This window comes from Streptomyces sp. NPDC096311, assembly GCF_044763085.1.
GTDB lineage: Bacteria > Actinomycetota > Actinomycetes > Streptomycetales > Streptomycetaceae > Streptomyces.
In genome coordinates, this window is record NZ_JBIWFN010000013.1 from 270035 (window position 1) to 282432 (window position 12398).

13 protein-coding genes are annotated in these 12398 nt (G+C 69.1%); 10 read left to right on the forward strand and 3 right to left on the reverse strand.

Annotation, left to right across the window (positions count from 1 at the left end; all coding sequences use genetic code 11):
- Positions 1–311 precede the first annotated feature (311 nt).
- Positions 312–842 (forward strand): SRPBCC family protein, encoded by a 531-nt coding sequence (locus ACIRA5_RS31525; protein WP_403696395.1) that lies wholly within the window; start codon positions 312–314, stop codon positions 840–842.
- The gene (locus ACIRA5_RS31530) at positions 842–1927 is read left to right on the forward strand and encodes an LLM class flavin-dependent oxidoreductase (RefSeq protein ID WP_403696396.1); all 1086 of its coding nucleotides are present in this window, start codon (positions 842–844) and stop codon (positions 1925–1927) included. The genes ACIRA5_RS31525 and ACIRA5_RS31530 overlap by 1 nt, the downstream gene beginning before the upstream one ends.
- A gap of 194 nt (positions 1928–2121) precedes the next feature.
- On the opposite strand, the gene ACIRA5_RS31535 is transcribed toward ACIRA5_RS31530, so the two are convergent.
- The gene (locus tag ACIRA5_RS31535; RefSeq protein ID WP_403696398.1) at positions 2122–5499 is read right to left on the reverse strand and encodes a lectin; all 3378 of its coding nucleotides are present in this window, start codon (positions 5497–5499) and stop codon (positions 2122–2124) included.
- Between the two features lie 478 nt (positions 5500–5977).
- On the opposite strand from ACIRA5_RS31535, the gene ACIRA5_RS31540 reads away from it, so the two are divergent.
- The 4 genes from ACIRA5_RS31540 (at position 5978) to ACIRA5_RS31555 (ending at position 7975) form a co-directional block, all read left to right on the forward strand.
- Positions 5978–6313 (forward strand): TetR family transcriptional regulator C-terminal domain-containing protein, encoded by a 336-nt coding sequence (locus ACIRA5_RS31540; protein ID WP_403696401.1) that lies wholly within the window; start codon positions 5978–5980, stop codon positions 6311–6313.
- Between the two features lie 66 nt (positions 6314–6379).
- Positions 6380–6775 (forward strand): nitroreductase/quinone reductase family protein, encoded by a 396-nt coding sequence (locus ACIRA5_RS31545; protein ID WP_403696403.1) that lies wholly within the window; start codon positions 6380–6382, stop codon positions 6773–6775.
- Between the two features lie 44 nt (positions 6776–6819).
- Positions 6820–7158, forward strand: a complete 339-nt coding sequence (locus ACIRA5_RS31550; RefSeq protein ID WP_403696405.1) for an SDR family NAD(P)-dependent oxidoreductase — start codon at positions 6820–6822, stop codon at positions 7156–7158.
- A gap of 487 nt (positions 7159–7645) precedes the next feature.
- Complete coding sequence (locus tag ACIRA5_RS31555) at positions 7646–7975, forward strand: helix-turn-helix transcriptional regulator (protein WP_403696407.1); 330 nt, start codon at positions 7646–7648, stop codon at positions 7973–7975.
- Here the strand turns inward: ACIRA5_RS31555 and ACIRA5_RS31560 are convergent.
- A complete protein-coding gene (locus ACIRA5_RS31560) occupies positions 7960–8475 on the reverse strand; it encodes a hypothetical protein (RefSeq protein ID WP_403696409.1) in 516 nt (171 codons plus the stop codon). The two genes, ACIRA5_RS31555 and ACIRA5_RS31560, sit on opposite strands and share 16 nt — an antisense overlap.
- Positions 8476–8790: 315 nt before the next feature.
- Here ACIRA5_RS31560 and ACIRA5_RS31565 point away from each other — a divergent pair, with 315 nt between their 5' ends.
- Complete coding sequence (locus ACIRA5_RS31565) at positions 8791–9084, forward strand: sigma factor (protein WP_403696561.1); 294 nt, start codon at positions 8791–8793, stop codon at positions 9082–9084.
- Positions 8988–9500 (forward strand): hypothetical protein, encoded by a 513-nt coding sequence (locus ACIRA5_RS31570; RefSeq protein ID WP_403696575.1) that lies wholly within the window; start codon positions 8988–8990, stop codon positions 9498–9500. The genes ACIRA5_RS31565 and ACIRA5_RS31570 overlap by 97 nt, the downstream gene beginning before the upstream one ends.
- Positions 9501–9600: 100 nt before the next feature.
- Here ACIRA5_RS31570 and ACIRA5_RS31575 read toward each other — a convergent pair whose 3' ends face one another.
- Positions 9601–10482 carry an RNA polymerase subunit sigma gene (locus tag ACIRA5_RS31575; RefSeq protein ID WP_403696410.1) on the reverse strand — a complete coding sequence of 294 codons (882 nt, stop codon included), beginning with the start codon at positions 10480–10482 and terminating at the stop codon, positions 9601–9603.
- Between the two features lie 382 nt (positions 10483–10864).
- Between ACIRA5_RS31575 and ACIRA5_RS31580 the strand changes: the two genes are divergently transcribed.
- Both ACIRA5_RS31580 and ACIRA5_RS31585 read left to right on the forward strand, forming a co-directional pair.
- Positions 10865–11134, forward strand: a complete 270-nt coding sequence (locus ACIRA5_RS31580) for a WhiB family transcriptional regulator (RefSeq protein WP_403696412.1) — start codon at positions 10865–10867, stop codon at positions 11132–11134.
- Between the two features lie 299 nt (positions 11135–11433).
- The gene (locus ACIRA5_RS31585) at positions 11434–12384 is read left to right on the forward strand and encodes an alpha/beta hydrolase (RefSeq protein WP_403696415.1); all 951 of its coding nucleotides are present in this window, start codon (positions 11434–11436) and stop codon (positions 12382–12384) included.
- The last annotated feature ends 14 nt before the right edge of the window (positions 12385–12398 follow it).

Genomic DNA, 12398 nt, shown 5'->3' on the forward strand with positions numbered 1-12398 from the left:
CCTCAGTGAGACGCGGGGCTCGGCTCCTTCGCACCTTGCTCGGCTCGCCGGCCGGACGCCTCGATGTCCTGGCGAACATCATCCTTTCCCCTCGAGGGCAGTAGGCCCGCCGGGGCGGTCCTGGCAGGAAGTCGGACACTGCGGCGGAAGGATGCCCCTCGCTCGGTGAGCGGGCGGCCATCCGCCCGGCCGATTGCGAGGGTCGCGACTGCGAGGATGCGATCCGTCACCATCGGGAGATGCTTGACACCTAAGTCTATCTACGAAACTCTCAAGGTCAGAGGCGCGACAGCGGGGAGGCTGAGCGGCAGATGGAGTGGACAGGCGCACGGTATGCGGATACACCGACGGTCGAGGTGGACACCTGGATCGACGCTCCCCCGGAGCGGGTGTGGACACTGGTGTCAGATGTCGAGCTGATGCCGAGCATGAGTGCCGAGCTGCAGTCGGTGCGGTGGCAGGACGGGTGCTCAGGCCCAGCGCTGGGCGCACGGTTCATCGGCCACAGCAAGCACGACGCCCTCGGCGAGTGGGAGACGACTTCGTACATCGTGGAGTACGAACCGCTCCGGGTGTTCGCCTGGGCCGTGGAGGACCCGGACCGGCCCACTGCGCTGTGGCGGTTCTCCCTCCAGTCACGCGACGGCGGCACGCAGCTGAGTCAGTGGATGCAGATGGGACCTGGCCGCTCGGGGCTGTCGTTCGCGATCGACCGGATGCCGGAGAAGGAGCAGAAGATCGTCTTCGTGCGGATGCGCGAGTTCGAGACCGGCATCACCACCACCTTGGCGGCGATCAAACAGCGCGCCGAAGCGGGAACCACCGGAAGGACGGGTGCCTGATGCGCACGGCGACCACCATCGAAGCCTCTGGCGGCTCATGGCAGGAGACGGTCGACTTCGTCACCGAGGCCGAGAGGCTCGGCATGGACATCTGCTGGGTGGCCGAGGCATGGGGCTCCGACGCCCCCTCGCCGCTTGGCTACCTTGCCGCCCGTACCCAGCGCCTCCTGCTCGGCTCCGGCATCATCCAGCTCGCCACCCGCAGCCCCGTAGTGATCGCCCGCACCGCGATCACGCTCTCCCAGATCTCCGAGGGACGCTTCCTGCTCGGTCTCGGCCCTTCCGGGCCGCAGGTCATCGAGGGCCTGCACGGCGTTCCGTTCGCCCGCCCGCTGGCGCGGATGCGGGAGACAGTGGAGATCATCCGGCAGGCCACAACAGGCGAGAAGATCACCTACTCGGGGCGGGAGTTCCAGATCCCGCTGCCCGGTGGCGAGGGCAAGCCCATGCGCCTGTCCACGCGCGCCGAGCACGACATCCCCATCTACCTCGCCACGCTTTCCCCGAAGATGCTCCACCTCACCGGTGAAGTCGCGGACGGCTGGTTGGGCACGAGTTTCGTCCCCGAAGGGGCCAAGGAAGCGTACTTCGACCACCTCGACGCCGGCCTGGCGGCGGCCGGCCGCTCCCGCACCGAGTTGGACATCTGCCAGGGTGCGGAAGTCAACTTCGCCGAAGACGAGGAACATCTGCGCGCGCTCATCGCCCCCCGCAAGAAGGAACTCGCCTTCAGCCTGGGCGGGATGGGCTCCGGCAGCACCAACTTCTACAACGACGCCTACAGCCGCCAAGGCTGGGCCGATGTCGCGACGGCTGTGCGCGAACGCTGGCAGTCCGGCGACCGTGAAGGTGCCGCCGATCTGGTCACCGACGACATGGTGCTGGGTACCACCCTCATCGGCACCGAGCAGATGGTCCGCGACCGCTTGCGGATCTGGCGCGACGCCGCTGTGGACACCGTCCGCTTCTATCCGGCAGGGGACACCCTGGAGGCCCGCCTCACCACCCTGGGCCGCGCCATCGATCTCGTACGCGCCATCGACGACGAGGACAGGGTGCGGCCGCAGCGGAAAGCCGGCGCGTAGCCCTCCTCGGTACTCGATCAAGACGCGCGCCGCGCGTTCGAGACCGACTTCTACGAACCGCCGCATGTCACGCGGGCGTTCGTGGCGTTATCACCTGCTCGAGTGGTGCACCGGGCGGGGCCGCGCCCGCGTGGGGCCGGTTCCCGGGCTCATGCCCGGGAACCGGCCCGAATGCGTCGGCGTGTGCCGAGCTCTTACTGGCCGAAGCCGTAGGCGAACAGGTGGTCGGTGCCCGTCGAGCCCGTCACGGGCAGCGTGATCGACGCCACCTGCTTGGATGCGTCGAGCGGGACCTTCGTGGCGAAGACGTAGGTCTTCACGTTGTCCCGGCCTCCGCTCCCGGTGTTCCGGTAGGCCGTCGTGACGGCCGTCGTGTCACCCGCGAGCGGCTTGCTCGACCCGCCGTTGAGTGTCCAGTCCGAGAAGCCGACGGTCGCCTGGGAGGTGGTGCCGTCGGTGTAGGCGACGGTCACCGTGCCCGAGACCCCGCTGCCGTCGGTCGGCGCGTTGGCCGCCGAGCCCAACAGGCCCAGCGACGCACCCGACGTACCGGCCGGCATCGGGATGGTCTGGCCGGCCATCTCCAGGTTGTCCAGCTGACCGGACGTCACCGTCGGCCAGGTGTAGGAGACGCCGTCGACCGTGACGGTGGACCCGCTCGTGACACCCGCCGCCGACAGCGCGTTCTGCGAGAACGCCCAGCCGCCGCCGTCGAAGCCGCCCGAGTAGCCGGCGCCGTCGGGGTAGATGCCCTCGTTGGTGTCGTACGGCCACAGCGCACCGGCCTTGGCCACCGCCACGCGGAGGGTGGCCCCGCTCACGGCCGTACCGGTGCCGTGGTCGGTCAGCGCGAAGGTGACCGGGAACGTGCCCTCGTCCGCGCCCGCCGTCACATGGACCTTCGCCTCGCCGCTGCCCGAGGCGGGCACCGTCACCGAGCCGGATGTCGTGTCCAGCGTGACGCCGGAGGGCGCCGTCGCCTTCCAGTCGACCGTGACGGCCTTGCCGCCGAGGTTGGTCAGGTCCAGCGTGCCGTCACCGGACGCGCCAGGCTGGAGCACCAGGCCGTCGCTGGAGGGGCCGGTCGCCGCCAGGACCCGGTCGCCGCCCGTGGTGTCGGACGGCGGTGCCGCCGACGGGTCGGACGCCCAGGACGTGTCGGGTTCGGTGCCGAGCGTGAAGTCGACCGTGCCCGCGCCCGCGAATTGCTGGTACGTCAGCCAGGAGGTCGTCCACTCCTTGTCCTTGACGTCGAGCGACTGCACGTACGGCGCGTCGGGTGCGGCCTGGGGCGCGGTGATCTGCACCGACTTGCCGTTGCCGAAGGTCACCTTGGCCACCGGGAACGCCGGACTGCCGAGCGCCAGGGTGTCCGTGCCCGGGGTCTGCGGGTACATGCCGAGCTCGGACCAGACGTACCAGGAGCTCATCGCGCCGAGGTCGTCGTTGCCGAACGAGCCGACGGGAGCGTTGAAGTACAGGTTCTGCTGGGCCTTGCGGACGGCCACCTGGGTCTTCCACGGCTGGCCCGTGTAGTCGTACTCCCAGGGGATCTCCACGCTGGGCTCGTTGCTCAGGTCGGCGTCGGTGTTGCCGGGGCGCGTGATGTTGTCGAGCAGGCTGTCCAGGAAGGACGAGTACGCCTTGGCGCCGCCGCGCGCCTGGATGAGCTGCTGCAGGTTGAACGGGACCATCGGCGTGTACTGGGCCGAGGTGCCCTCCACGAAGCCGTTGGAGGTGCCGGGGGTGAAACCGGTCGCGAACTGGCCGTCCTTGTTCTTGCCCTGGACATAGCCGGTCTGCGGGTTGAAGACGTTCATCCAGTCCTGGGCGCGAGTGGCGAACTTCTCGTACACGGCCGTCTTGCCCAGCGACTTCGCGAAGGCGGCGACGGCGTAGTCGGCGGAGTCGTACTCCAGCTGCGTGGAGACCGGGCCGTAGAAGTTGCAGCAGCCGTAGTCGTTCTCGTCCAGCGGGAGGTAGCCCTTGGTGTCCCGCACCGACTCGCCGGGGCGGTCGTTGTTCGGGGCAGTGGCCTCGTGCTGCAGGGCGGCGAGTGCCTTGTCGGTGTCGAAGCTCCGGGCGCCGAAGGCGTACGCGTCGGCGATGATGCCGGCGGCGGGGTCGCCGACCATCACATAGCTCTCGCCGTTGTTCGAGGCCCACTTGGGCAGCAGGCCCGTCTCGTCGTAGCCGTTGAGCATCGAGGTGACGACATCGCTGGTGACCTTGGGCTCGACCATCGCCATCAGCTGGGTCTGGGAGCGGTAGGTGTCCCAGCCCGAGTAGTTGGCGTACTGGGCCTGCTGGCCTTTGGCCAGCTTGTGGACCTGGTTGTCCATGCCCATGTACTGGCCGTTGTCGTCCGAGAAGACGTTGGGGTGCAGCAGCGCGTGGTAGAGCGCGGTGTAGAACTGCACCTGCTGGTCCGAGGACCCGCCGCCGGTCCGGATCTTGTTCAGTACCGCGTTCCAGGCGTCGTGGTTCGCCTGCTCGACGGCGCCGAGGTTCCAATTCCTGATCTCGGTGGTGAGGTTGTCCGCGGCGTTGGCGTCATTCGTGTACGAGATGCCGACCTTCGCGCTCACCGTCGGGGTCGAGGAGGTGTCGAAGGTCAGGTACATGCCGTTCGCACCCGTGGTGGGGGGCTCGACGGCGGCCTTGCTCGTGGTGGAAGCCCCGGACCCCGCATCGGCGCTGGGCGCCGGGGACGGCGTGCTCGAGGATGCGGTGCCGCTCCCGTGCACGGTCGGGGAGGGCGCCGCGGGAACGGTGAAGTGCTTCTCCTTGAGCGGTTTCGACGGGTGCGTCTGCAGGTTCTGCTGGGCCTTGTCCGCCTTCAGCGACGTCGCGCTGGGGTTGATGGTGCTGCCGACCCAGGTGCCGCTCGCGGTGAACGGCCGATCGAACTTGATGTCGAAATGCAGCGTGTACCTGTTGCTCGCGCCGCAGAAGTGACCGCTGTCGATCGAGCCGCTGATCTCCTTCTTGTTCACCGCCTGGACTCGGGTTCCGTCCACCTGCGTGGCACCCCCGCTGAGCTTGAACAGCAGGTTCGCCTGCCGGCCCGCGGGGAAGGTGAAGGTGCCCAGCCCCGCACGGGTGGTGTCGGTCAGTTGGGTCTTCACCCCGTTCGCGTCGGTGACTTTGTAGTACCCGATACCCGCCTGCTCGTTGTCGTGGCTGAAGCCGACGGACGTGTCGCCGAGTTTGCCCGACAGCGCGCCGGTCACCGGCAGGACGGGCAGGTCACCCGCGACGCCGCAGCCGGGGCCCGAGACATGGGTGAGGCTGAAGCCGGAGATCTTGTTGTCGTTGTACTCGTAGCCGCCGCCGGAGGGCCGGTCGGGCGTCGTGTCGGGACCCCACTGCACCATGCCGGCGGGCATGTCGGGGCCGGGAAAGGTGTCCACCGCACCGGAGGTACCGATGAGGGGGTTGACGAGGGACGCGGGGTCCTTCACCAGGGCCGGCGTCGCGGCGCTCGCGGCATGGGCGCCCCCGATCGCCGGGAGTGGGAGTACGGCGATGCCCAGGACGGACACCACCGCCAGGCGTTGCCGGAATCTCATTCGGTCACGTGGCGCCGTAGAACGTCGAGGTCTGACCATCGGTTGCCTCCGCAGCGGTTCACGATTCGCACATCGGTGCTGACGTCCTCGGGGAACGGAAAACGCCAGCGAGGGGCAACGGCGCCGGTCGCTCCGACGGCCTGACAACGTTGCCATGCACGAGAGTCGAGTGAAACGCGAGTGCTTGCGGCATGTCAACGAGGCCAACAAGACTTTCTGAGCGCGAAGTTCGCAGAGGGATGCTCTGAGTGTCGTGATCCCGAGGCCGGCCGGACCGGCCAGGTGCCGTGCAGCCTTGAGGGAGTGGCCGTCTCGGCGAAGGCTCCTTGCGCTCGCGGCCACGAGCACACATCACCAAAGACAGGGGCAAGGCACGGTTGTTCGCGTTGCGACCCCGCTGCCCGGGCCCAGCGCCTTGCACCCGGGGAACATCAGCGCCGGGAGTGTGGCGTCGTGTGCCCGGACGACGCCGGCCACGATGGCCGGACCCGGACCCGGACCCGGACCCGGACCCGGACCCGGACCCAGCCATGGCTATGGCTATAGCCATAGCCATGCGACGGGCCAGGACCCGGACCAGGCTTTCGCCCGCGGCCAGGCCGAGTGCTACGACGCCTGGCGCACCCAGATCCGTGAACTGGCCGAACGAGGTGTCACCGAGAGGGAGTTCGGCTCCGGCGGCCTGGACGGCTGCACGGTCCGCTGCCCCGCCCTCGCCGACGGTCTTGCCCCGCAACGGCTGCGGCAGGCACCCCCGCCGAGCACCGAGGACACGCGCCGCCACCTCAACCGTCTGATCGAAACGGAACTCTGACGGTGGTCGTGAGACGGTCGCGGGGCCCTGCACAATGGTGCCCGGCACCGAGCAGGAGGACCCCGCATGTCCCGCAACCCCGAACGGAAATACCGCGTCGTCACGTCGTTCCAGCGGTGGATCGGCAATCCGCTCCTGAAGCGCCTGCCGATCCAGACCCTGCTGGAGACCACGGGACGCAAGTCGGGGCTGCCGCGCCGGACCCCGGTCGGCGGACGTCTGACGGGACGGGAGTTCTGGTTCGTCAGCGAGTACGGCGAGCGTTCGCAGTACGTGCGCAACATCCAGGCGGACCCGAGGGTCCGGGTCCGCGTCCGGGGTCGCTGGTACACCGGGACCGCCCATGTGATGCCCGACGACGACGCCCGCGCACGACTGAAGAGCCTGCCGCGGTTCAACAGCGCCGCGGTGCGGGCGATGGGCGCCGGTCTGACGACGGTACGCGTCGATCTCACGGACTGATCCCCGGCGCGCGGGGAATTGTGAGCCCGGCACGGAATTCCCATGTGCCTTTTCCGGAAAAGTGTAGGAGCGACGCGGTCGCGGCAACCGTCGAGCACGACGGAACCCTCGACGTCCTCGTGAACAACGCGGGCGTCATGCTCAGCGGCCCGATCCTCGGCGCGGACACCTCGGAGTGGACACGCATGGTCGAGACCAACCTGCTCGGGTCGATGTACATGGTCCACGCGGCGCTGCCCCACCTGCTCGAAACCAAGGGCGCGGTGGTGCAGGCCTCATCGACCTCAGGAAGGACGGCATCGGCCACGAGCGGCGTGTACGCGGCCATGCAGTTCGGCGTCAACGCCTTCTCGGAGGCGCTGCGCCAGGAGGTCACCACGTAGGGCGTGCGGGTCGTCGTCATCGAGCCCGGCTTCGTAGCGACGACTCGCGAGTCAGGTCACGGACCCGGCCGTCCAGGCCGCGGCCAGGAGCATGGCCGAGTCGATGCGCACGCTCCAGCCCGAGGACATCGCCGCCGAAATCGTCTACGCCGTCACCCAGCCCGAGCACGTAGCCGTCAAGGAGATCCTGATCCGGCCGACCGACCAGTCCCGCCAGCGGGCTCCATCGAGGCGGAGGAGACCCCCGGGCTCGTCATCCTCGACCGGGCCTTCGCGGTGCGATCGGCGTCGCCGGGTATCGGGCGATGGCTGCGGAGGCTTCCCGGCGACGACCCGGGCGCGGGCCGATTGCCGACAGTCGTCCCGTCCGTGGCAGCCGCGACCTCGCGGGCCGCGGACCGGAACGAGGCGACAGCATGAGCACCTTTCGCCCGCGTCACCTCTGCGGACGGCGGACGGTGGCCGGCTCGCGCTCTATGGAGCCCATGTGCGGGGGCGGGGGAGCGAGGACGGGGTCGCCGTCGTCGTCGAGCACGCGTCGGCAGGCCAGATGCTGCCGTTGCTGATGTCGGACTACGCGCTGACGGGCCGGGAACGGGAGGTCGTCCGTCTCATCCGTCGGGGCAGGTCCACGGCACAGAGCGCCGCGAGTTCGTCAGTGACCCTGCACACGGTGCAACAGCACCTCAAGAGCGTCTTCGCCAAGACCGGCGTACACAGCCGACGGGACCTGGTGGGGCTCTTCCTCTCCGGCCGGTACCGACGTTCTGCGACCGGTACTGACAGTGTCGGGCCTATGACCTACGCGGCGCGGTAAAGGCCGCGGCCCGAGCGACGGATCCGCGCGGTGCCGACCAACCGGTCGAGAGTGCTGCGGACCGCGTTGATGCTCCCGCTGTCCGTGGCTCGGCCGAGCGCCGCCGCGACATCGCGGGCCCGTACGTCGGTGTCGCCGGCCCCGGAGAAGTAGTCCAGGATCTGCTCGGTGAGCTTGCCGTACTTGTTCTGCTCGCCCGTCACTTCGGAGGATTCCGGCGCGACTCCCTGGTCCTGGGGTGCGGCCGTGGGCACAGCCGGGTCCACCACGGAGGGGCCGGGCGCGGGCGTCGCGGCCGCAGCATCCGAAGAGCTCGATCCGGCGGGCGGCATGAGGATCTGAAGGGCGCTGAGAGCCCGCTGGACGGAGCCGAGGTGGGCGACGACCGCGGCCAGTTCTCTCTCCAGCGCCTGCTTCTGGACCTCCAGGCGGGCCAGGTCCCCCTGCAGGCTCTCGGCGGTGACCTCGATGTGATGTGCCGCGTGGGTGACAGACACCATGCGTTCCTCTCGTCCTCAACCCGTGTGATCGGGTCCGGGCACGGCTCGCCTCGAATTGTCCGCCCCCACACGTACCACTCCCCATCATATGGGGGATCCCTCTTGTGCCGTGAAGACATCAGATCCATGCACACGGTGCCTGGGTGTGTACCCAGTGAATCCGCTTCCACTCGAAGTCGCAGCCAGGGTTGGGAGCGTCCTGTCGCCGCGATTCCGGCCGATGCGAGTCCTGGTTGCCGACGGTGGTCCGGGCCAGGAGTTTCGCGCTGACGCCAGGACCGCCTGGACACGTTGTGACAACGTTTCGTTCCGATGATGGTGATCGCCTACCGCGTGTTGGGAAGCGCGGTGGAGGCCGAGGACGTCGCGCAGGAGGTGTGGCTGCGAGGGCCGAAGACCGATCGTGCGGCCGTGGTCAGCCCCGTGGCCTTTCTGTCGAGCGCGACGACCCGGCTGGCGATCAACGTGGCCCGGTCCACCCGTGTGCGCCGGGAGACTTGCATCGGCCGTGGTTGCCGGAACCGATCGACACGAGCAGCGATCCGGACGTGGGCGCGCAACGGGCGGAAGGGCTGGAACTCGCGCTCCTGCTGGTCCTGGAGAAGCTGACGCCCGCGGAGCGGGCCGCGTACGTCCTGAAGGAGCACAGGCGCCTGCTCGAGGCGTTCGTGGCGGCGGCACGGCAGGGTGACGTCGCCTCGCTGGAGGCGCTGTTGACACCCGGGGCCGTGAGTCCGTCCGACGGCGGCCTGCGCGGCGCCGCTCGCGTTCCGGTGCTGGGACGTGCGCGGGTGGCGAATCCGTCGACCGCGTTCCCGAGGTTCTGGGGCGAGGTGGAGGTGCGCTTCGTCGAGGCGAACGGACGTAGCGGGGTGCTGCTCTGCCGGGGCGGCCGCCCCACGACGTTCATGACGGTGGCGGCTTCGACTGAAGGCGTTCACCGGGTGATGTGGGTGTGCAACCCGAACAAGATCGCCGCGTTCCTCGACTCGCCTTCGCGGTACGAGACCGTGCTCGGCGTGTGAGGGCGATCCCGGTCAGATGTGGGCGAGGCGGGCCGCTCCCGCCGTCGGTGCGGCCGCCGTGGCCTGTCCTCGCCGGCCGCACCGGCATGGCGTGGGTGCGTCAGCGGTAGCTGGGAGCGGCCTGGTTCCAGGGACGTAGCTTGTCGGGGTTGACGACGACCCAGACCTGAACGACCTGAGGGCCGGCGAGGTCGAGGCTGATGACCGCGGCGACCCGCCGGTCGTAGCGCACGACCAGCCCGGTCCGCCCGTTGACGGAGTGCGGGTCCACCGTTGTGCGCGGACGCGGGGCCAACAGCGTCAGCAGACTCCGTGCAACCTTTTCCCGCCCGTGCGCGGGCCGTACCTGGGCCCGCACCTTGCCGCCGCCGTCGAAGAACGCCGTCACGTCCTGGGCCAGCGCCGCCATCAGCCGCTCCGGATCCTGGAGCGTGCACGCCTCGCGCACCTCGCACACCACCGCGTCCTGCTGCTCCGGTGTCGTCGGCCGCCCGCGCGTGGCCCGTAGACTCCGCCGGGCCCGTTCCGCCAGCTCGGAACACTCCGGCTCGGACTGCCCGACGATGGTCGCCACCGTTCCGGGCGCCATTCCGAAGACATCGTTGAGCACGAACGCGGCCCGCTCGGCCGGGGACAACGCGTCCAGCGCCCCCAACAGCACCGTGCTGACCTCCTGTTCCAGCATGCGCCGCTGCTCACCGGCCGCGTCCTGCGGCTCCGTAGCGGGCCCGCCACGCCGCCGCCTGCCCGGCCGCGTCAGGCGCTCCAGGCAGATCCCGCCCACCACGTGTGACAACCACGCGCGGGGTTCCTCGATCACCGCCTGTTCCGATTCGGGAAGTCCGTACCACTGCCGATAGGCCTCATCCACCACTGCTTCGGCCTCACCGCCACTGCTCAGCATCCAGAGCGCCACATCCAGCAGATGACGCCGCTCGGCCACCAATTCCCCGATCGGCAGCGCCCCGTCGGTAAACTCCATGCCCGCCTCCTTCTCCGTCTCGAAAGACGAGACCAGGCAGGCACAGGTCTTGTGACATCGCGGCGGCGACCGCGGCGATGTGTCTCGGATGCCGAACCGGCCGGCGCTTCGGTGTCACACAAGCACGGTCCCCCCGGTCTCATGTGCCAGAGACCGTGACGCTGTTGTGAGCGGCACAGGCAGGATTGCGCCCCCAAGCGACCTCACCGCCGTGGCCACAGCGGTTCAGCGCAAAGAACGTGTCACCTGTCGTGCACGCGGGCGAACGCCGGGAGCGGCTTCCACGTGGTGGGGGGCCCGCGCTCGCGTCTCCCCGGCGTGGGGCACAACACCGCACCGTGCGCTTGCGAACCCAACCACCTTTCCGCACAGGAGGAAGCTCATGGACTGGCGTGAATTGTCCAGCTGCCGGGGCATGGACCCCGAACTCTTCTTTCCCATCGGCGCGAGCAGCAGCGTCGCGGCACTCGACCAGATCGACGAGGCGAAAGCCGTGTGCCACACCTGCCCCGTCATGCCGGAATGCCTGGGCTGGGCACTGAACGTGGCAGCCGTGGAGGGAATCTGGGGCGGAACCACGGATGCCGAACGCCGTGCCCTGCGACGTCGCAGGGCACGCGGCGACCGCGCCGAGGCGAGCACCTCTGCTTGAACGCCGGCGCCGCCCGGGCATCACTGGTCCCTTCTCCTTGGGGAGACCTGTCTGGACAGCTTCCTCAGCTCTTCGTCGTGACCAGACGTCAGGCCCTCGTTCTCCAACGGCATGACCGCGGCCTCGTCCTGCACGCTCGCGCGAACGGCATGCCGATCCGCGTGCGCGGCGCAGCAGAAGGAAGTCGCCGACCGACAGCACTGGCAAACACCGTCTCACATCGATGTCACACCTTCGACGAGTCAACTGTCATGACAGTGCACGCGGTACGTAATCCCACTGATATATGAAGGAAGAACATGAACCGTCCCATACTCGAATCCGCTGCCCAGGCGATCGCCGATGCGACGGCCACCCCGCCGTTCCTGTACGAACTGGGCCCGGACGGCGCGCGGAAGGTGCTCGACGATCTGCAGTCCGCGCCCGTCGAGAAGCTCGATGTGCAGGAGAAATGGATCACGGTGCCCGCCGACGTCGACGACGTCCAGGTGCGCATCGTCAAGCCCGCCGACACCGAAGGCACCCTGCCGGTCGTGCTCTATGTCCACGGCGGGGGCTGGGTCATCGGCAACGCCGGCACCCACGACCGTCTGGTCCGCGAACTCGCCGTCGGCGCGCGGGCCGCCGTGGTGTTCGTCGAGTACGACCGGTCCCCGGAGGCCACGTACCCGGTCGCCATCGAGCAGGCGTACGCGACCGCCCAGTGGGTCATCGCGAACGGCGTCCGGGAAGACCTCGACGCCTCCCGCATGGCCGTGGCCGGAGATTCGGTCGGCGGCAACATGACGGCCGCGCTGACCCTCATGGCCAAGCAGCGTGGTGACGTGACCTTCGTCCACCAGTCGCTCTACTACCCGGTCACCGACGCGGGCCAGGACACCCCGAGCTACCGCGAGTTCGCGGACGGCCCCTACCTCACGGCGAAGGCGATGGCCTGGTTCTGGGACTGCTACACCACCGACCCGGCGCGGCGCGCGGAGATCACGGCGTCGCCGCTGCGGGCCCGGCTCGAGGACCTGCAGGGACTGCCGCCGGCGCTCGTGCTCGTGGACGACAACGACGTTCTGCGCGACGAGGGCGAGGCGTACGCCCGCAAGCTGACCCAGGCCGACGTGCCGACCACCAGCATTCGCTACAACGGCAGCCTGCACGACTTCATGATGCTCAACCCCGTGCGGGACACGCGAGCCACCGACGCCGCCGTGCAGCAGGCCATCCGCAGCCTGCGCACCGCCCTCCACGACGACTGACACGCACCCGGCGT

Excerpts from the sequence above, each read along its gene's own strand:
- ACIRA5_RS31525 (WP_403696395.1), top strand. The coding sequence starts at position 312 with ATGGAGTGGACAGGCGCACGGTATGCGGATACACCGACGGTCGAGGTG.
- ACIRA5_RS31530 (WP_403696396.1), top strand. The coding sequence starts at position 842 with ATGCGCACGGCGACCACCATCGAAGCCTCTGGCGGCTCATGGCAGGAG.
- ACIRA5_RS31535 (WP_403696398.1), bottom strand. The coding sequence starts at position 5,499 with ATGAGATTCCGGCAACGCCTGGCGGTGGTGTCCGTCCTGGGCATCGCC.
- ACIRA5_RS31540 (WP_403696401.1), top strand. The coding sequence starts at position 5,978 with ATGGCCGGACCCGGACCCGGACCCGGACCCGGACCCGGACCCGGACCC.
- ACIRA5_RS31545 (WP_403696403.1), top strand. The coding sequence starts at position 6,380 with ATGTCCCGCAACCCCGAACGGAAATACCGCGTCGTCACGTCGTTCCAG.
- ACIRA5_RS31560 (WP_403696409.1), bottom strand. The coding sequence starts at position 8,475 with ATGGTGTCTGTCACCCACGCGGCACATCACATCGAGGTCACCGCCGAG.
- ACIRA5_RS31565 (WP_403696561.1), top strand. The coding sequence starts at position 8,791 with ATGGTGATCGCCTACCGCGTGTTGGGAAGCGCGGTGGAGGCCGAGGAC.
- ACIRA5_RS31575 (WP_403696410.1), bottom strand. The coding sequence starts at position 10,482 with ATGGAGTTTACCGACGGGGCGCTGCCGATCGGGGAATTGGTGGCCGAG.
- ACIRA5_RS31580 (WP_403696412.1), top strand. The coding sequence starts at position 10,865 with ATGGACTGGCGTGAATTGTCCAGCTGCCGGGGCATGGACCCCGAACTC.
- ACIRA5_RS31585 (WP_403696415.1), top strand. The coding sequence starts at position 11,434 with ATGAACCGTCCCATACTCGAATCCGCTGCCCAGGCGATCGCCGATGCG.